Raw genomic sequence first — 18,922 nt, 5'->3', positions numbered from 1 at the left:
TTATTTGAGGAATTCCAACCGGTTTCCGAATGGATCAAAAACAAAAAAACGTTCGACGCCCGGAATGCTGTCATCTTTTTTTACTATAATCCCGTTTCTCAACAAATGGTTCTTCAACTCATCGTAACCCGCGACCCGAAAGGCCGGATGCGCTTTTTTCGCTGGCGAAAAAGCTTCTTCAACACCTACATGCAATTGCTGTCCGCCAAATTCAAACCAGGCGCCCCCTCTTCCTTTTAAAGCCTCGGGTTTTTCAATCTCCTGCATTCCTAAAATAGTTGCATAAAACTCCCTTGCTGCCGCTTCTTTTCCTGATGGAGCTGCTACTTGTACGTGATCAATGTGTAAAATGGAAAATCCCATGTCCTCACTCCTTTTCCTTTAGTTTAGCTAAATATCAACCAAAATAATATGTGAATGTTTTTAAGATTTACTATAAGTTTATCCAATGACTTTGCAAACTTATCTTTTTTGCCGTAGCATAAATAAAAAAGAGGTGAATTGATGTGACTTATCCATCACAAGCAAGCCACGTATTAAGCAGCCAATCCGTTGCAGTAGACCGCCCTCTCAAGCAGCCTCTCAGCCAGGATATTCCTACCATGATTGAGGAATTGAAACAGTGGTGCGGAACCGATAATGCGGCCGTCGCCGTATCGTATTTTTTTCGTCAATATGCTTTATATGTAACGGCACAATTCAACCTGATCTATCAGCATAGCGGCTATTTCTCTGTCGATTGGCGGTCACTCCAATTCGACCGTGTACACAATTACGGTTTGCCGCTGCTGCAGACACATGTGTCGTCTTCCGCTTTTCAGACCATTCAGCCAAATGAAAGATACATGGCTTTCCATGAAATCCTTCATCAGCAAGTGGATGAATTGCTGAATGAATTTAAGAAATACATAAAAATATCCCCTATCACCTGCTGGGAAAATGTCTTAGGTTCTGTTCTATGGTTTTATGCAAGTCTGGAAACGAGGGATCCGCGAAGAACTGCGGAAGACATGGAATGGCTACTTGAACCGGCTAATTGGAAACCGGTTAAAACTTCCTACCTTGTTAAGATGATCGGCAATACGCCTCTGCAGCAAGCTGTCTCAAAACCACTTAGAAAAACTTGCTGTTTGTATAAGAAAATGAATTCTTTCAACACTTGCACATTTTGTCCGAAACCCAATTAAAAACACCTCAGCAAATTTGCTGAGGTGTTTGTTTAAACTTCAAATACTTCGTGCAGGATTTTTCCTGGATCGTTATTAATTAAATTTTTATATACACAGCTTGTCGGTTTCTTTTGAAGGGCTTTTGATAAAGACTTGGCATGGTCTGCTTCGCCAACTACGTGAATCTCTTCCCACTTGCGCTCTTTTTTCAACTTCTCTATTTTGCTTCCCATGTCCTTGTAAAAACGCTCAAGGTTCTCTTTTAGCCTATGATCCAACTCATCGACCGGACTTCCTCCGCCGCTTCCGCCAATGACAGGGCTATTGCCGCCAGCTGCGCCACCCCCAACAGATCCAGCTCCTGAAGTGCCTGCTCTTCCTTGGACACGGCCAGAACTGCGTACACCCTTCTGCTCTGTCCATACTTCCAAACCGGCATCGAATTCATAGAAGAATTCTTCGTTGATAATCCCCATGGATGTATCAATTACACGGATGCCTTTAAAGCTTGGCAAAACGATTCCTGCATAAGGATAGGCTTTATACATATAGCGAAGCTCTTCTAGTGCAGGCTTGGTTTCCCAATGAAAACTTGTCTTCACAGGGACCTGAACGTAATGTACGGACCACAAATCCTTATGTGGAGATGCAAAAATAACAACACCTTTATGGAGGTCGCTTTGATTATCCAAAATTTCTTTTTCCACTTTTTTTCTTAAGTCTTTATATGCTTTTATTTCTTTTTCATCGTTAGAAGCTTTTAAGTATTCGTCTAATCGCTTCAAGCCATTTTTCAGATGGATTTTCCACGCTCCATTTTGGGCATCTAAATCAGCTGGATTGGTATTCAAATAAACACTTAACACGCAACGGTCTGGACATTCAAAACTTTTCAATTCCTGGATTTCGTCGTATAAGGTCATTCAATCATCATCCTCCTTGTATTCCATCCTTGTTATCTGATTACCCGAAGGAATTTAATTTAAACGAATCTTCTGAACGATTGTTAGAACCACGTTTAAAACTTGCCTCCGGTGGTAAATAAAGAGTACGACAAAACAAAAAATTTGAAGGAGCGTGTTAAAGTAATGGAAAATATCAATAAGCAGGTTGAAGATAAACTGAAAAACACGGACGACAAGAAAAAAGAACAGATTTTAGCCGACTTCTCCGTATTCATCAATTACTTAGGCGACAAAGTAGAGATTGGCGAGAAAATGGGATTAAGCGAAGAACGCATCGCACAGTTGGCTGAAAAAGTAGCAGGATACTTAGCGAAAAAAGAAGATCCAAAAAACAGCGAAGAGTATCTATTGCAACGTTTATGGCAAGTGGGCGACAAAGAAGAACAGCATATGCTGGCACACATGCTGGTGAAATTAGCTAAAGAACAAAACTAAATCAAAGCAAAAGGCCTTCCTCAATGGGAAGGCCTTTTTTCATATAGATGAAACATCCACAAGTAAACAAATCCGCTGGCAAGTGCAAGCAGTCCCAAAATACCGAATGTCAACGGAAAACCAAACCATGCTGTCATCGGAATAGACACAGGTGCAATCATCCGTCCAATTGTGTAACGTAAACTGGCTGCTGCAAAATATTGTCCCCGCATATCTTCCGGTGCAAGCTTGGAAATGAAATTCTGCTGCAGCCCGACAACCATCAGTTCAGCGAAAGTGAACACTCCCATTGCTACCACAAACATCCAGAACCATGAAGTCAATGGGAACAGCCACATCGCTAAACCATAAAATGCAGCGGATGTGAAGAATACCCATTTCTCAGGAAACTTAGTCATCCACCGAGTAATGACTACTGTCAGCAAAGCAACGAACAATCCGTTTTCAGCTAATAGGATGCCAAAGGAAGTTTCTCCTGTAACAGTCCACTCCCTGTTAAAAAGAGAGGCAATCGTTTGGGTATCAATTGTTTCCTTCAAGTAAACCGGAATTAACAGATCCAACTGCATAAAAGTCTGTGCCCCTAAAACCCCTGCAATAATAAAAAGCAGGAATAATCGATCCTTAAAAATTAGGCCGTACTCCTTAAATTGCTTTGAAATCGCTCCGACCCATCCTGTCGCTGTCTGCGACTGCCACTTGTCCACCATAACCTGCGACAAAGTTTCTTTTGTCAGCAATCTCAGAACCAGACCCAGCAGCATTGAAATCACTGTAACAGTAAGCAGCAATTCGAAACGATAAGAAAAGAACAATACCGCGCCAAAAAGGGGACCTACTACAACCGCAATGTTTAAGGTTGTATAAAAAATAGCGAAGACGTCGCTTCGGTATTTTTCAGGTACGACATCCGCAATCATTGCCTGACTTGCCGGCCAGTATAGAGAACCGCACATGCCAGCAAGTGTGAATGCCACAAACCCAAGCTCCGGAGATTGCAGCCAAGGTGAATTGGCAAAGGCGAACAGCAGGAACGATAGTCCTTGCGCAATAGAAGCCACCACCATCATCCGTCTGCGCCCAAAACGGTCGGCGCAATAACCACCGACTAAATTTGCAGCGACAGAAAACACCTGGGAAGTAACAAGCAACAATCCGGCTGTACCTTTGCCGAACTCTTCAGCAAAGTAAATCGCTAAAAACGGGAACACCATCCAATAACTTGTATTCATGAAAAACTCGCCTATCAGGCGAATCTTCAAACTTCGATCCCAATCCTTCAGTCTCATTCCCATTTTCCTCGCGTTCTTCTGTATGCCACCCCCATTTTTCCGAAGGTGCTACTCGATAATCTCTAATAATCTATAGCTTAAACAAATATCAATCATTAACTCTTTTCGTTCTTTTGCGAATTGGATGGAAATCCGCTCCTTGTCCCGCTCGACAATTTTTCCTGCACCGAAAACACGGTGCCGCACTTGGATGCCTTCCTGTAATGCATCCTCTGAGTGGATCGCATTCGGATTGTCAGGAACTTTCACTTTAATCGGCGTCTTTTCTACAATTCGCTTGGATGATACCAACCTTTTGTCAGGAACAATCAAGCCACGCACTTCATCAGCAAAACGGGATTCGCTGCCGTAGCTAATGAGTTCTAAATGGCTTTTGGCCCTCGTCATCCCCACATAAAACAGACGGCGTGCTTCTTCCAGTGTATCTGGCGTTTCCGCATCTTCTTCAGTCGGAATGACGCCTTCCACCAAGTCAATCATATAGACGCGTTCAAATTCCAGGCCCTTTGAGCTGTGGAAAGTCGACAGTGTCAGCATGTCGTCGGTTTTTTCCACCTTTGCCTGTTGTGTTACCTGCTCCAGCTGCTTCAGGCGCTTTGCGAAGGCCGTCATGGATTCAAGCGGTTCCGCAATTTGTTCTAGAGTTGTTAATATCTGCGCCAAATAGGTCATCTTCATGCCAAATTTCTCAGCGCGACTCGCCAACATTTGATCATAGCCCATTTCCCCACGAATGGTTCGAATAACTTTCAACGGCTTCATGCCGTTCAAAGCATTGAACCATTTCTTCTGTTCTGCAAGGATTCGAAGCTGGTAATCTTTCATGGTGATATTCAAAGTGATTTCATCAAAAGCATTCTTGTCGGTCGGTTTCATCCGGCTCAGCATTTTTAACTGGCTGCCAGACCAATAAGCATTGGTTTTTGAAGCGACTTTCGAATAAATATCGATGCGTTCCGGTTTTAGGCTGAAACGCATAAAATTCAGCATGTCTTCCACAATCCAATGAGAGAAAAAGCGATTATCGGAATCTTTCATATAAAATGGAATGCCCAAACGTTCAAGTTCACTCATCAGCAGAGTTGAAGACGAATTATTGCGATATAAAATCGCTACATCGCCGTAATCGGACAATTCCTTCAACTCTTTCATGACATATTTAAATTGCGCTTCTTCTGAACCCAGTTTTTTCAAAACAATCGGATCGCCTTCTGGCTGTTTAGTGAACATGTTTTTATCATGCCGTTTTTTATTGGTTTTGATAAATTCATTGGCAGTATTGACAATGTTCTGGGAAGACCGGTAATTGCGCTCCATTTTCATGATATAGGCATCCGGATAAACCGTTCTGAACTTCAATAAATAAGTAGGTTCAGCGGCTCGCCATGTATAAATGGACTGATCGTCATCTGCTACGACACAGAGATTTTTGTGGCGGGCTACCAACTTTTCAACAATCGCATGCTGAATCAACGATGTATCCTGGCTTTCGTCTGTCATGACGTAATCCCAACGCTTCTGGTATTTTGCCAACAAAGTTTTGTCCTTTTCCAGAGCTTCATGAGCCAAAGACAGCATGTCATCAAAATCTACCAACCTTAAGTCATAGTTCTCTTTAAAAGCTTCATAAGTCTTCAGGATTTCAACAGCCCCTGGAAATGGCTCTTTCAGTTTAGCCCATTGCTTTCTGGGCAGCATTTTGTTTTTCACGAAACTGATAAAAGACGTTAATTCTTCTAATTGATCATCTGTAATTGGCTCGTCATTTTCTGTTCGGTACATCTCTCGAAGCAGTTTTTTCTTATGAAGGCCATTTGTCTCGTTGCCTTCTATCATCACGTAACGTGATCCTGAGAAGTAGTCACGTGTGATTTGGAAAGCCAGACTATGAATGGTCGAAAAATCAATCGGCTGCAGCGAAGGGAAAAATCGTTTATACCGTTCAAGCATATCGTTGGCAGAGGCTTTACTGAATGTGATTGCTTTAATCCGCTGCGGCGATACGCCTTTTTCCTCGATAAGGTAACCGATACGCATAATCATGGTAGTCGTTTTCCCTGATCCAGGGCATGCCAAAAGAAGCAAGGGCCCTTCAGTCCGCTCCACCGCTTTTCGCTGTACTTTATTTAACTGGACTCCAAGTTCCTGTTTTTTGCGTTCAAAGAATTGGCTCATGATGAGAGACTCCTTCATTTTTTCAATATCTCTATATTAACACAAAAACGGACCCGATTTAACGGGTCCGCAGCTGTTCAAACAGTTGAAAAGTTAATTATTGCATTTGGCTTTATGAGAATCACAGCTAGACAGATGTGACGCTTGTCGGGGGCCTGCAGGATGTCGGTCAGCTATCCGTTGCGACACGATGTCGCATTCTTTGGTTAGCTTAGCTTCTGCTTTTGGACGCTTCCGCTTTTCTTTAAATAAAATTTTTCTCGTCTGGCTTGCTGATCGGGTCTGCGTTGCGCTTGTCTTTTCTGAATGCGGAATCTTCATAATGTCTGTCATCCAGTTCGACTGCCTTTTCTTCACGCTCTTCTTCGATAGAGCGTGGACCTTCAGCTTCAAGCTTTTCGTTTTGAATTTCTGTTTTTTCATCTTCCGGCAATTCAAACGCATCATGTGCGTCTCTATTCACGTAAAGTAAAAGCTTGCCTTCCTGAACGTCACGGTAGTAGTGCTCGGATTCATTTTCGTCAATTCCCATGTTCAAGAATGCTTGATGAACTTTTTCATCACCGGTTAAAAAAGTGGCAAATCGTTCAGCCCAACTGCCTTCTGAAGCATGGGTTTCTACTTCTGATTTGCCTTTTACAAGAGATAGCTGATCATTGGATTTCGCCATGATATACATATCTTTTTCCAAATAACCATCTTTTTTCAGCTCTTCAACTTTCTGAAGAACGTCTTCCTGGGTATTATAGGTTTCGATAAATCGATTTGGCATTATAATCTCTCCTTAAAGGGGTTAGTATATTTTACCCTTATGTCAGGAGCTCGAAACAATGCTTACTTATTGGAAAGAATTTCACAAACGCGGCCAACCTGACCGTCTTCCAATCGTACTTTGATGCCATGCGGATGGGTTGCTGAGTTAGTCAATAAATCCTTCACCACGCCTCGCGTTTTTTTCCCAGAACGCTGATCCTGCTTTAAGATCACGTTTACTTCAATCCCTGGTTTTACCTCACTTCTTTTTTTACCGTCCATGCTTATCCCTCCTTGCTTTCTTCTATCATACGCTATTCTTTTCAGGCGAACAAAAATTACTCAAATCAAAACCAAGGAAAGAAAATAAACTCTCTTTCCTTGGTTTGCATGAAGACCTTATGGCTTTAGGGTAAAGAAGTTTCAGTGTTTTTTTTCATCGGATTGGATTCGGTCTGAGGCAGCCTGCGGCCATTCTTCTGGAGATTCTGTATCTGATAATCGATTTTTACTTCGATCGGCTGATGGAACATCATTGTTTCGTTGTTCGGCAGCAGGAATATCGGTCATATTTGGATCAGCAGCCGGTATCCCATCTCGAATACTTCCCATCTCTTCAAGATTATTATGGTCAGCACTTACTACTCTCGGCTTCTGTTGTTCCGGTGAGGCATTATTAACATTAGGCGGTGTTACATTACTTCGGTCCTGAGACGCTGTGTTCTGGGTGCCTACTGCCCCATCAGCTGTAAAGTCTACAGAATCCCTTACATTATTTCTGTCATTTTCCATATTCTCTACATGTTGAGACTTTAAATTTTCTGGAGGAAATGGACTGTTTTCATTTTCCAACGGATCTCCATAAGCAGCATTAGCGTTTAGTCCTCTACCTTTTGGAGGGGTTTCCAGTGATTTGTCTGAAAAAAGCAGAATTTTCCCTTTCTCCACTTCCTTAACATAAGAACTAACTTCATGTTCATCTATGCCCATATCATTTAATGCTTTTTGAAGCGGGCTGTTGCCGGATAAAAAATTAGTCAACTTACCTTTAGCGTCCTTGCCCTCACCACTGTATTCCGAGTTTGTCCCCTCTGAAATCATGGATAGTTGTTTTTTGTCTTGCACCGCAATGTACAGATCGCTTTCTGTAATTCCCTGTTCTTTCAATTCATTAATTTTGCTTAACATTTCGCTTTCGCTGTCGAAGGTTTCTATAAAATATTCGTTTGCCATATTCTATTCCTCCTGTTAGGTGTTTTTCATGATTCTCTTGCTTTACCGTTACCCCTTGCTCCTATTCTCAAACTATTTAAAAGCATATAAAAAGACGGGGAATACTCCCCGCCTTTCAATTTATTGATTATAAACGGTCACGATCTGTACGGTTTTTACGGCTTAACTTATCGTCCGTCAAATTGGTATCTTCATCGATATCAGCTTCTTCACGACGAACGGTTTCGTTTACAGTTTCCGTATCCTGTACTTTACGTTTACCAACGACAATCTCTTCAGCTACAACGTCTTTTTTAGTGACTTCGACGCGCTCTTCAGATACAGGGATGTGAATATTTTCACCTTCCTGATATGCATCTCCAGTCAGGCCGGAATCTTTATCGAAAGAACTTCCAGTTGTTTCTTCATTTACCGGACGGCGTTCTACATATACTTCCTCACGTTCTACCGGCACTTCGATTGACTGGGTTTCTTCAACAACGTGTTTGCCAACGTTTACTTCGCCAGTCTGAACACGCTCTTTATCAACATTTAAACGTTCTTCATGCAAGCGAAGTTTTTCTTCATCTGTTCCTGCACGGTCAAGATCTCTGTCTCTGTCATCAAACCGGTCTGTGCGATCGACATCGTCAACCGTACGATCAGAGCCTAATCCGAAACCTGTGCCCGAATCTTTTCCGACGCCAGCAGTTTCATTAGTGTCACGGCTGAATGTATCGTCTTTTTTATTGTAATAAACATCATTTTGGTCATTTGTATCTACTGTCAGGCCATCTCTCGCTACAGCTTCATCATCCATACGGCCTCTTGTGCTTCCTAATCCAGAAGCCCCTGTAGCTCCGGCAGCTCCCATTGTACCTGCAGCACCGCTTGTAGAAGTGTTGTCATATGGCGCCTTGCCATCATAATTCGCACCATATTCGCGGTCTACAAACAATAGAATCTTGCCGTTCTGCACTTCATTGTAGTAGCGATCGGCTTCGGCGTCATCTACACCCATTCCTGAGAATGCTTCACGTGAAGATTCGTTGCCTGATAAGAAGCCCATGAACTTGTCCATCCAGTTTCCTTCAGATGATTTGTAATCTACATCTGTCCGTCCCCGAACCATTGAAATCTGGTCCTTATCACGTGACATTACGTACATGTCTTCTTCGCGGGAACCTTGTGCTTTCAGTTCCTCGATTTTTTTCAATACTTCCGTTTCGGTATCGAACGTTCCCATAAATTTATTGTTGGCCATTTTCTATTCCTCCAATTTTTTATGCGTATTTTAAAAATACTTGCTTAGTTTAGAAAATACCCGGCATGTGGTTTCTTAAACATATTGAGATTTTATGATTTTGATACTAACCGTTTATAAGCCTTATTCGACTTAATCATCTTAATGGAAATTGACAGAAACCACTTCCAGCCAGAAGAAAACTCCGCTAGCTTATGAAGCTGCGGAGTCCTTTATTAAAATATGCTTAAATCCCATTCTTTCGAAATTTGACGCAGCATCATTGTACCTGCAGCGCTGTTTCCTTGCACATCAATTGCCGGTCCATAAACACCAATTCCTGCTCCGGCACGGAATTCATAAGTCTGCGAATGAAGCTTCGGCGGAACAGCGGCCATAATGCCGCCTGAAACGCCGCTTTTCGCCGGAATGCCGACATGCGCCGCAAAGTTTCCTGAAGAATTGTACATGCCGCATGTAACCATCAGAACCTTTGCTACCTGGGCGATTTCTTCGGAAAAATGTTTTACTTTAGTAATCGGATTAAACCCATCATATCCTATAATAAGGCCAATCAAAGCCAGGTCCTTCGTGCTCACTTTGATGGCGCATTGCCGAATATAGATATCCAGTGCTTCCTCAACTTCAAGTTCCAAAAATTTTGCTTCCTTCAAATAATAAGCGAGCGCACGGTTGCGGTGAGAAGACTGCCATTCCGAATCGTAGACGTCCTTATCAAGCTCAAGTGGATGACCCACTAGCTCCTCCAAGAAATGCAGCAGGTATTCATATTTTTTCTGGCTGGTCTGACCAGGCAGTAGGGCTGAAATTGTTATAGCTCCCGCATTGATGAATGGATTAAACGGCTTGTTCGGCCGATGGATTTCAAATGGAATAATTGAGTTGAACGCTTCTCCGGTCGGTTCTACATCTACTCGCTCCAATACAAAATCCAGACCATAATGACAGCTCAGCGCGATGAATGTCAATGCTTTTGAAATACTTTGCAAAGTGAACTCCTTATCTGTATCACCTGCGCAATAATAATTTCCTTCGTCATCAACCATGCAGATACCGAGCTGGCTAGGGTCTTCTTTTCCAAGTGCCGGTATGTACTGTGCCGTAGTTCCCAATACAGCATGGCCTTTATTTTCTTTAACCCAGGCTTCTAACTGTTCCTGTATACGCGGATTGCTTTGCACTGCCATCCCTCCTTTACTTTCTTTCCTCCCATCATGAATGAATTCATGCGCCTTTGTCAAAAACGATTGACCATGCATGAAAAGAAACTTCTATCAATTGTTCTATTCTTCATGACTGTAAGAAAAGCATTAAAAAACCTTCCCTGCACAACAGGGAAGGTTCAACTTATAATTTATCGTACCAGTCTTTGGCTGCTTCCACTTCAGGCATCGTCAGTTGATGGCCAAAGTCCTCCCAATGCAATTCAACATTTGCACCGGCACCTTTTAATAGTTTTTCAAGATCTGTCGATTCCTCCGCAGGACAAATCGGATCGTTTGTGCCTGCGGCAATGAATACCGGAACGCCCGTTAGATCAGGCAAGTCTGCTTTACGGTTCGGAACCATTGGATGATGCAGGCTAGCACCTTTTAACGCACCTGAGTACGTAAACAGCAGATTAGCTGCTATATTGGCGCCATTTGAATAGCCAATTGCAATAACATTTTTACGGTCAAAACCATGTTCTTCAGCTGCCTGCCCAATAAAATCATAGAGCTCTTCTGTGCGGAATTTCAAATCTTCCATATCAAAGACACCTTCTGACAAGCGCTTGAAAAAGCGTGGCATACCATTTTCCGATACATTTCCGCGAACGCTTAGCACAGAAGCTTCTGGATCGATGTGAGCTGCGATGGCTAATAAATCGTTCTCATTTCCGCCTGTGCCGTGAAGCATGAGAAAAGTCGGTTTAGAAGAATTGGTGCCTTGCTGATAAATGTGTTTCATCATTTGAAAACCTCCGATTGTTAATATAGTGAAGCTACTTAAAACTTCGGGTTTCATCCTGCTTACCTTATACTATCTAAACAGTTCCCTATTTTTTAAAAAAGAAACTTATCTCGAATTCAAGATAATAATAACATAGATTTTCTGTTTTTCCAAAGGAAAAGGTCCATTGCACGCATGTGCATGGACCTTTCACTGTCTTTAAGTTTGCGGATTCAACATGTCTTCGAGATTTTCTTTCGAGAACAAGTAGTTTTCATTACAGAAATGGCATTGTGCTTCTGCTTGGCCATCGGTGACAATCATATCTTCAATCTCTGCTGTTCCAAGACTTTGAATGGCTCTGGAAATACGCTCTCTGGAGCATTGGCATTGAAATTGAACAGGCATTTCGTCGAGAACCTTCACATTGCCTGCGCCCAATACTTCATTTAAGATGTCTTCCGGCGTCAGCCCTTGGCGAACCATATTGGAAATAGTCGGAATGACTTTCAAACGTTCTTCGATTTCAACGATAACTTTCTCTTCAGTTCCTGGCAGCAATTGAATAATAAACCCTCCTGAAGCCTGAATTGTGTTGTCCGGATTGACGATGACACCGACTCCTACTGAAGAAGGAATTTGCTCAGAGGTGACGATGTAATGGGTAAAGTCATCTCCCAGTTCACCGGATACGATTGGAACTTGTCCAACAAACGGCTGAAGCAGTCCAATGTCTTTGGAAACCGATAAAGTGCCTTCCGTACCGACAGCTTTTCTGACATCAAGCTTGCCTTGTTCGTTCAAATCAAAATGAGTTAATGGATTCGTCACATAGCCCCGAACCTCGCCTTTGGCATTTGCATCCACTAGAATGGTTCCGATTGGACCTCCTCCATTAATTCGGATCGTCAATTTTTCTTCGCCCTTCATCATGGCACCGAGCATGACGCTCGCAGTCATGGAGCGCCCAAGCGCAGCTGAGGCAGTTGGCCACGTATAATGGCGGCGCTGAGCTTCTCCCACTGTTTCTGTTGTACGTGCAGCGTATGCCCGCACTTGCCCATCATAGGCTAATGCTTTCACTAAGTAATCGTTCATAAGATTCTTCCTTTCTCTATTAAGCGGACCATTATTGAATGGCTTGTTTTTTCACACGGACTTTATCTGGAGTCACGTCATCACCAAGCGGATCAATGACTTTCATGCTTGTGACAGTCGATTCTACCTGTCCCCGGATTGACCGCAAATAGTCTTCGCGCAATACTTGACGCTCCACTTTTTCTGCATTTGTCAGTCCTTCTTCACGTGCTTTTTTTGCCAGTTGATTGATGCGCGGCAAAATCCCAATCATTTCCCTCACTCTTTTCATTTTTATCCGACCAGCTTTTGAGACAGCCACTCGGTTAATTTTTTCGTTTTCTCTTGGAATCGCGGTTCTTTCATTTTTTCAGAAAGAACGGCAATCGTCTCCTGTTCCATCCGTAAACGCCAGGCGCTTTCGGCTTCAAGCATCAGATCTGTCAGTAGGCAACAGCGTTCTGGTTCTTCAAGTTCCAATAAATCGCCCAATACACCACTCGGCGAATAGAGCGCTTGCTGTCCTTCAATTGCTTCATATATATCGAACACACTAATGTTTTCAGATTTTTTATTGAGCTTGAACCCACCTTTAACGCCTGGTACAGAAGTGATCAAGCCTGCACTGACCAGTTTTCTCAATAATTTTTGAAAATACGTTGGGGAAGTTCCGAGTTGTTGACTGATGGCCTCTCCCGGAAGCACTGCTTTATCCGGCAACATATTTAATAAAAGAAGCGCGTACACCGATTGTTCTACACCTGGTTTCATATGCACCCAAATCACCCTCTTTCAATTACGGATAAACTTTATCCTTGTTATCCATATTAAACTATCTCGAATTAAAAGTAAATGATATTGCCTGCTCTTTGGATAATGGTAAAAGGCCATCCAAGTGGATGGCCTTAAGCATTCTGAATTAGTAGTTGGGTTACTTTTCCTTCATCTCTTACTTAATTCTGCAAATCAGGAAAAGTTAGATGATTCCCGATACTGCACCATAAACGAGAGCCATCAAGATGACAAATGCCGGATGGACTTTCCTTATCTCCAGCAGCCAATAGCTGACGACAATCAGGATGACAGTCTGCAACGTGCCTGATGTCTCAACTGAGGTCATGAAAAATTGCAGCGTCATAGCGCCCAGCAATACAGCTATGACTGGCCGAACAAGTTTGGTGATGTTTTTGACTTTCGGCGAATCTTTATATTTCAAAAGAGTCACCATCAAAGCCACCATTAAAATAAGAGAAGGTGCCACTGAAGCGAATAAAGCCACGATTGATCCCAGGATACCGCCTTCCATGTAGCCGATATATCCCGCCATTTTTGTAGCAATCGGTCCTGGCAGCGCATTTCCCAAAGCCAAGACTTCTCCAAATTCCTGCGTCGTCATCCAGCCATAGCGATCCACTACTTCTTTTTCCACAAGCGGAATAGAAGCTGGCCCACCGCCATACCCTAAAATTCCTGGGATAAAAAATGCTAAAAAGATGTACCAGTAAATCATTTTGCTTCTACCCCCTTCTTAAAGGTGGTAAAAGACAAAATCAAAATACCCAGTATGACAATAGCCGGATGGATATTCAATATTTCCAGCAGCACAATGGCGATGGCAGTAAACAGAATGGCCCGCCCCAGTCCCAGAGCCTTGCCGGATTTCTGAAAGAAATCCCACGTCATCACAGCCAACATGACGCCAACAACTGGCACAACTGCCGCTGACATGCTGTTGACCCATTCGAGTCCTTTGTATTTTTGCAGAATGCCTAGCAGGATAATCATTAATACTACGGTCGGAATGACTGAAGCAGCCAATGCAATAAAACAGCCGATCAGTCCATTGACCCGATAGCCGATATAACCGGCCATTTTCGTAGCAATTGGTCCTGGCATCGTATTTCCCAATGCCAGCGTGTCACCAAACTCATCATCGGTCATCCATTTGTAATTGATTACAGCTTCACGGTGAAAGAGGGGGATAGCTGAAGGTCCTCCACCGAAACCAAGTAGGCCTACACGAAAAAAAGCGGCAAAAAGATCACCATTGGTTTTTAGGCTGGAATTTCCCATTTTCTTCTCCTCCACTTTCTTATCTTCTACCAAGCAGCCACCGCACCGTCTGTACGCGATTCGGTGCCGCCGGCCAAGACGCCGGTTTCAGGATTGCGCCAAATGATTTGTCCTCTTCCGAAACTGCCGCTGTCTGTCGCTACTTGAATTTGATGTCCTTTACGGGCTAAAGCCTGCGCAAGGTAATTTGGGAAACTTGGTTCAACTAGAACGGTTTTCCCTTCCATCCACTGCCACCTTGGTGCATCAAGGGCTGCTTGTGGATTCAGTAAATAGTCAATGGTATTGGTGACCACTTGGAAATGGCCTTGAGGCTGCATGTATCCGCCCATTACACCAAATGGTCCTACGGCTTTGCCGTCTTTTGTCAGGAAGCCTGGAATGATGGTGTGGAATGTTCGTTTTCCTCCTGCCAATACGTTCGGATGCTCAGCATCCAATGAAAAATCCGCTCCGCGATTCTGCAGGCCTATTCCGGTCCCGGGAATGACGATTCCTGAACCAAAGCCCATGTAATTGCTTTGTATATAAGAAATCATATTGCCTTCTTCATCCGCTGCAGACAAATAAACGGTTCCGCCTTTTGGCAATTCATACGGTTCCGGATCAGAAGCGGTTTCACCAATTGCTTTGGCGCGCTCCGCGGCATATTCTTCTGATAACAGATGTTCCGTGCTGACAGGCATATTTTCGGGCTCCGTAATAAACGCCTTGCCGTCTGTAAATGCCAGTTTCATCGCTTCGATCTGTTCATGGAAAGTATCTGCGGATTGCCATTTCGGCTGTCCCAGTTGTTTGAAAATATTCAAAGCCATTAAAGCAACCATGCCTTGTCCATTTGGCGGAATTTCCCAAACTTCATAGCCTCGGTATTCCGATGACACCGGCTCTACCCATTCCGGCTTGAATGCCTCTAAATCTTCTTTAGAGAGAAATCCTTCGTGCTTTTTCATGAAAGCATCGATTTCATCTGCAATCGCCCCTTCATAGAAAGAACGTGCATCCGTCTGGCCGATTTCGATTAAAGTGCTGGCATGGCCAGGAGATGACCATAATTCGCCAATTTCAGGTGCCCGGCCGTTCGGTGCAAATGTATCAAACCAAGCTTGGTATTCTTTTCCTGTAAAAGAACTTTTGTATTTGGAGTAGGCAGCTTTCCAATACTTACCGAGAATTGGCGTTAGCGGGTATCCTTCTTCCGCATAACGGATCGCCGGTTTCAGAGCTTCAGCCAACGACAATTTACCAAATTTCTTCGATAATTCAGCCCATGCAGCTGGTACTCCTGGTACTGTTACGGGTATTAAGCCATGTGTTGGCATTTTTTCAAATCCCAATGCTTTGACTGCTTCTGGTGAAATACTTTTTGGTGCGGGGCCGGAACTGTTTAGACCATGCAGCTTATCTTTTACCCAGACCAGTGCGAAGGCATCTCCCCCAATTCCATTAGAAGTCGGTTCAACAACGGTCAATGCAGCTGCAGCTGCAATTGCTGCATCAATGGCATTTCCTCCATTCTGCATAATTTCTATCCCCGCTTGAGCCGCTAAAGGCTGAGAAGTTGCTACCATCCCTTTTTTTGAAAACACGGTTTGACGCTGTGATGGAAATGGATTGTTCAAATAGTCCAATGTCATCCTTCCTTTCTCTTAGCTAAACTTTGTGTATGAATTTGAAAGTATTTCATATCACTTGTAAAGCACTTTTTCGATTTTGTTTAACTATAGTCAATAATGATACTTACGATTATAGAGTATGCGCTTGCTTATTTCCACCTAAATTACAAAATATACTGAATACTCCTGGTGAAAAAGCCGTTACTCCAATAAAAAGTTAAATCCTGCAGCTTTTAAAGCCTGCAGGATTTTATAATTTCATACCGGTACGACTTTTGAATCGGCGGAGAAGGATATGGCTTTCCACTCTCGTTATTCCTTCGAGAGCGTAGAGTTCTTCGTTGATGAATTTTTCGAGATCCATAAAATCATCAACCAGCACATGCATATGGAGGGTAGATGGTCCTGTCATTTGATAGCAACTGGCAACGCTTGGGTTATCCGCCAAGGTCTGAGCCACTTCCACCAAAGACGATGGTTCACAATCTACTTCAAAAAATCCCGATACTTTTTTACCGACCTTCTCACTATTGATGACCACTGTAAAGCTTTCGATTACTCCTGCTTCTGTTAATTGATGAACCCTCTCGCGAATGGCCACCCTCGACAGATTTAGTTCTTTCCCAATATCCACATACGAGATACGGCCGTTTATAGTCAATAACTCCAATATCTTTCGATCAATATTATCTAATTTCATAAATACACCTCAAGCTTTTATTTTGAAAATCGAATCTATGGTTTTTGTGTTTAAGAAAAGAAAACCCCTTTCCTTAATTACTGAGACTGAATTGGGTGCAATGGACACCAGGTGCTACTTCAAATACACGCAGTTCCCTGAAACCGTTTGCTTGATAAAGAGCAATTGCTGGTTTATTGGCAGTGCCGGTACTGACCATGAATTCATAGCCTTTATAGCGCTCTAGCAAATAAGCTATCAGTTGCTTGCCGATTCCTTTCCGAAAATGATCCGGATCGACGACGAGACGGTGGATATCGACGATTCCTTGTTTCACTCGGTATGATACGACACCCTGTAACCGTTCTATACTGTAACCGATAAAAGTTTCAGGGCTGTTTTGGATTTCATGTACTGCCTCATAGAGCTGCGGAATTCCATCAAACCCCATAAGTTCAGCTTCTATGCGGTAAGCTGCTTGTTGTATTTCTTGTATTTCTTTTGCCAGCTGTTCATTCTGATGATCTATTTCATGAATCATAACTATCCCCTCAACTTAACTTTACCACGATGTGATTCGTGAAGTTCAAAAAATTTATTTTTGAAGAAAATCAATCAACTCCCCAAATCTGTTGGTTGCGTCCTGGTACCCTTGGTTGTACAAATTCTCCAGTTTTACTGGATCCCGCTCAATTCCTCTGATTTTATAGAGGTTCATCGGACGTATCACCATGGCCAGGCCTTCGCCCTCCAGTTGCTCGATAAACTCCATTGTTTCATTATAGTAGATATGCCGGCTTTCCATCTTCTTTGCGATAGCGGGATACTGCCGCACAAAGGCCGGCATCACTTTGGCAAAGTGGCTCTTCTTTTTTCGATAGCCTTTTTCTCTTGTAAGGATAATAATGGGTTTGGTGACCCCATCCGATAAAGCTTTGCGGATTGGAAGCGGGTCTGCAATACTGCCATCCATTAGTAATCTACCACCAAATTTCACGGGTTGTGACATCAATGGCAGGGAACTTGAAGCTCTGACAATAGCCATTACGTCCTCGGGACGATTCTGTTTTTCAAAATAAACCGCTTCGCCGGTCAGACAGTCTGTCGTACCCACTACAAACTCTTCCGTTGCATTATTAAAACGGTCATAATCAAAAGGCACCAAGTTGTTCGGAATTTCGTTAAAGATGAGGTCCATGCCGAAGAGTTCTCGTTTTACCAGCAGATTTTTAACCGAGATATACTCTGGATGACTGACGTAGCCAATGGTCACTTCACGGTTGCGGCCGCTTTGTCTGGAAATATAGGAAGATGCATGACAGGCTCCTGCAGAAACACCGATTACATAATTGACAAAGATTTTCTCTTCCAGTAATTTCTCAAGGACCCCGCCAGTGTAAACCCCACGCATGCCGCCGCCTTCCAATATCAACCCGGCTTTCATCTTACTCCCCCCTATGGCTCTTAGAATAAGTAAGGGTTCAATTGGTTTAACTCACTTTTTCAATCAATTCCGGTTTATTATTTTTAGGGGAATTGACTTCTTCAGAAACACGAAATGCTTCCATATCTTCCGCTTTATATGGTTTTAACAATGCTTTTAATTGCTCAACATCATCTATACGGGAATCCAGCCACGTTTTTTCACCTTCTTTTGTCAAAATGACCGGCATCCTGTCATGAATCGATTCCATCAAAGCGTTCGGACCTGTCGTTAATATGGAGCAGCTATTTACAGTTTTGCCATCTAGTGCTTTCCACGATTCCCAAAGCGCCGCAAAGGCAAAAGGTTCTCCCGTCTTCAATTTGATGCGCATCGGAATTTTTTCCCCGTCTTTTCTTTGCCATTCGTAGAAAGAATCTGCCACTACCAGGCACCGTTTCTTTTTAAAAGCGTTGCGAAAACTGGGTTTTTCTGATGCTGTTTCTGAGCGGGCATTGATCATTTTATAACCTATCTTTGCATCTTTTGCCCACGGCGGAATCAGTCCCCATTTGAGCTTGCCAAGCCGGTTTTTGTCTCCGTCGTTTACAATAGCGACCACTTCCTGCGAAGGGGCTACATTGTAACTTGCTGAATATTCGTCTTCATCAATCGCCGCTTCTTCAATATTAAAGCGTTCAATCAATACCGTATAATCGGTAAACAATGAATATCTTCCACACACATCAATCGCTCCTTTCACTAATAGCTTTCTACCCTAAATATAACAGATTATTCTATCTTCTTCTTTTTTATTGTCTTTAATACCTAAAATATTCTGACAATAAAGAGATGTA

The 18,922-nt window shown here is 43.0% G+C and carries 22 protein-coding genes; 2 read left to right on the top strand and 20 right to left on the bottom strand.

The window, feature by feature from the left end:
- The gene (locus tag FQV26_RS03190; RefSeq protein ID WP_146555921.1) at window positions 1-363 is read right to left on the bottom strand and encodes a VOC family protein; all 363 of its coding nucleotides are present in this window, start codon (window positions 361-363) and stop codon (window positions 1-3) included.
- A 143-nt stretch (window positions 364-506) separates the two neighbouring features.
- Between FQV26_RS03190 and FQV26_RS03185 the strand changes: the two genes are divergently transcribed.
- Window positions 507-1,187, top strand: coding sequence for a hypothetical protein (locus tag FQV26_RS03185; RefSeq protein WP_146555920.1), 681 nt, complete (start codon window positions 507-509; stop codon window positions 1,185-1,187).
- Between the two features lie 32 nt (window positions 1,188-1,219).
- Here the strand turns inward: FQV26_RS03185 and FQV26_RS03180 are convergent, their stop codons facing one another.
- Window positions 1,220-2,092, bottom strand: coding sequence for a VLRF1 family aeRF1-type release factor (locus tag FQV26_RS03180; RefSeq protein WP_146555919.1), 873 nt, complete (start codon window positions 2,090-2,092; stop codon window positions 1,220-1,222).
- Between the two features lie 165 nt (window positions 2,093-2,257).
- Here FQV26_RS03180 and FQV26_RS03175 point away from each other — a divergent pair, with 165 nt between their 5' ends.
- Window positions 2,258-2,569, top strand: coding sequence for a DUF3243 domain-containing protein (locus FQV26_RS03175; protein WP_146555918.1), 312 nt, complete (start codon window positions 2,258-2,260; stop codon window positions 2,567-2,569).
- Between the two features lie 20 nt (window positions 2,570-2,589).
- Here the strand turns inward: FQV26_RS03175 and FQV26_RS03170 are convergent, their stop codons facing one another.
- From FQV26_RS03170 to FQV26_RS03085, 18 genes are all read right to left on the bottom strand, one after another.
- Entirely contained in the window at window positions 2,590-3,858 is a 1,269-nt protein-coding gene (locus tag FQV26_RS03170; RefSeq protein ID WP_146555917.1) for an MDR family MFS transporter, read from the bottom strand.
- Window positions 3,859-3,909: 51 nt separating this feature from the next.
- Window positions 3,910-6,036: an ATP-dependent helicase gene (locus FQV26_RS03165; protein ID WP_146555916.1), complete on the bottom strand. Its 2,127-nt coding sequence runs from the start codon at window positions 6,034-6,036 to the stop codon at window positions 3,910-3,912.
- 244 nt (window positions 6,037-6,280) lie between these two features.
- On the bottom strand, window positions 6,281-6,808 hold the full coding sequence (locus FQV26_RS03160) for a YflT domain-containing protein (RefSeq protein WP_146555915.1): 528 nt from the start codon (window positions 6,806-6,808) through the stop codon (window positions 6,281-6,283).
- Between the two features lie 62 nt (window positions 6,809-6,870).
- Window positions 6,871-7,071 (bottom strand): YwbE family protein, encoded by a 201-nt coding sequence (locus tag FQV26_RS03155; protein ID WP_146555914.1) that lies wholly within the window; start codon window positions 7,069-7,071, stop codon window positions 6,871-6,873.
- 141 nt (window positions 7,072-7,212) lie between these two features.
- A complete protein-coding gene (locus FQV26_RS03150) occupies window positions 7,213-8,022 on the bottom strand; it encodes a YflT domain-containing protein (protein WP_146555913.1) in 810 nt (269 codons plus the stop codon).
- Between the two features lie 127 nt (window positions 8,023-8,149).
- Window positions 8,150-9,265 (bottom strand): DUF2382 domain-containing protein, encoded by a 1,116-nt coding sequence (locus FQV26_RS03145; RefSeq protein ID WP_146555912.1) that lies wholly within the window; start codon window positions 9,263-9,265, stop codon window positions 8,150-8,152.
- 215 nt (window positions 9,266-9,480) lie between these two features.
- Complete coding sequence (gene glsA / locus FQV26_RS03140) at window positions 9,481-10,452, bottom strand: glutaminase A (protein ID WP_146555911.1); 972 nt, start codon at window positions 10,450-10,452, stop codon at window positions 9,481-9,483.
- A gap of 160 nt (window positions 10,453-10,612) precedes the next feature.
- Complete coding sequence (locus FQV26_RS03135; RefSeq protein ID WP_186759606.1) at window positions 10,613-11,218, bottom strand: alpha/beta hydrolase; 606 nt, start codon at window positions 11,216-11,218, stop codon at window positions 10,613-10,615.
- Window positions 11,219-11,416: 198 nt separating this feature from the next.
- Window positions 11,417-12,295: an Hsp33 family molecular chaperone HslO gene (hslO, locus tag FQV26_RS03130; protein WP_146555910.1), complete on the bottom strand. Its 879-nt coding sequence runs from the start codon at window positions 12,293-12,295 to the stop codon at window positions 11,417-11,419.
- A gap of 31 nt (window positions 12,296-12,326) precedes the next feature.
- Window positions 12,327-12,548 (bottom strand): DUF896 domain-containing protein, encoded by a 222-nt coding sequence (locus tag FQV26_RS03125; RefSeq protein WP_146555909.1) that lies wholly within the window; start codon window positions 12,546-12,548, stop codon window positions 12,327-12,329.
- Between the two features lie 20 nt (window positions 12,549-12,568).
- Window positions 12,569-13,051 (bottom strand): RrF2 family transcriptional regulator, encoded by a 483-nt coding sequence (locus FQV26_RS03120; RefSeq protein WP_146555908.1) that lies wholly within the window; start codon window positions 13,049-13,051, stop codon window positions 12,569-12,571.
- A gap of 199 nt (window positions 13,052-13,250) precedes the next feature.
- Window positions 13,251-13,784 carry a chromate transporter gene (locus FQV26_RS03115; RefSeq protein WP_146555907.1) on the bottom strand — a complete coding sequence of 178 codons (534 nt, stop codon included), beginning with the start codon at window positions 13,782-13,784 and terminating at the stop codon, window positions 13,251-13,253.
- A complete protein-coding gene (locus FQV26_RS03110) occupies window positions 13,781-14,347 on the bottom strand; it encodes a chromate transporter (RefSeq protein ID WP_146555906.1) in 567 nt (188 codons plus the stop codon). Before FQV26_RS03110 ends, FQV26_RS03115 begins: the two co-directional genes overlap by 4 nt.
- A 26-nt stretch (window positions 14,348-14,373) precedes the next feature.
- On the bottom strand, window positions 14,374-15,984 hold the full coding sequence (locus FQV26_RS03105) for a gamma-glutamyltransferase family protein (RefSeq protein ID WP_261384254.1): 1,611 nt from the start codon (window positions 15,982-15,984) through the stop codon (window positions 14,374-14,376).
- 229 nt (window positions 15,985-16,213) lie between these two features.
- On the bottom strand, window positions 16,214-16,663 hold the full coding sequence (locus FQV26_RS03100) for an Lrp/AsnC family transcriptional regulator (protein WP_146555905.1): 450 nt from the start codon (window positions 16,661-16,663) through the stop codon (window positions 16,214-16,216).
- A gap of 73 nt (window positions 16,664-16,736) precedes the next feature.
- Window positions 16,737-17,183 (bottom strand): GNAT family N-acetyltransferase, encoded by a 447-nt coding sequence (locus FQV26_RS03095; RefSeq protein ID WP_186759604.1) that lies wholly within the window; start codon window positions 17,181-17,183, stop codon window positions 16,737-16,739.
- A 54-nt stretch (window positions 17,184-17,237) separates the two neighbouring features.
- Complete coding sequence (locus FQV26_RS03090; RefSeq protein WP_146555904.1) at window positions 17,238-18,086, bottom strand: patatin-like phospholipase family protein; 849 nt, start codon at window positions 18,084-18,086, stop codon at window positions 17,238-17,240.
- A gap of 46 nt (window positions 18,087-18,132) precedes the next feature.
- Entirely contained in the window at window positions 18,133-18,810 is a 678-nt protein-coding gene (locus FQV26_RS03085) for an SOS response-associated peptidase (protein ID WP_146555903.1), read from the bottom strand.
- Between the last annotated feature and the right edge of the window lie 112 nt (window positions 18,811-18,922).

Source organism: Planococcus sp. CPCC 101016 (assembly GCF_007859295.1).
GTDB lineage: Bacteria > Bacillota > Bacilli > Bacillales_A > Planococcaceae > Planococcus.
The sequence above is the reverse complement of the archived record's forward strand: the minus strand, read 5'-3'. Positions and strand labels throughout refer to the sequence as shown.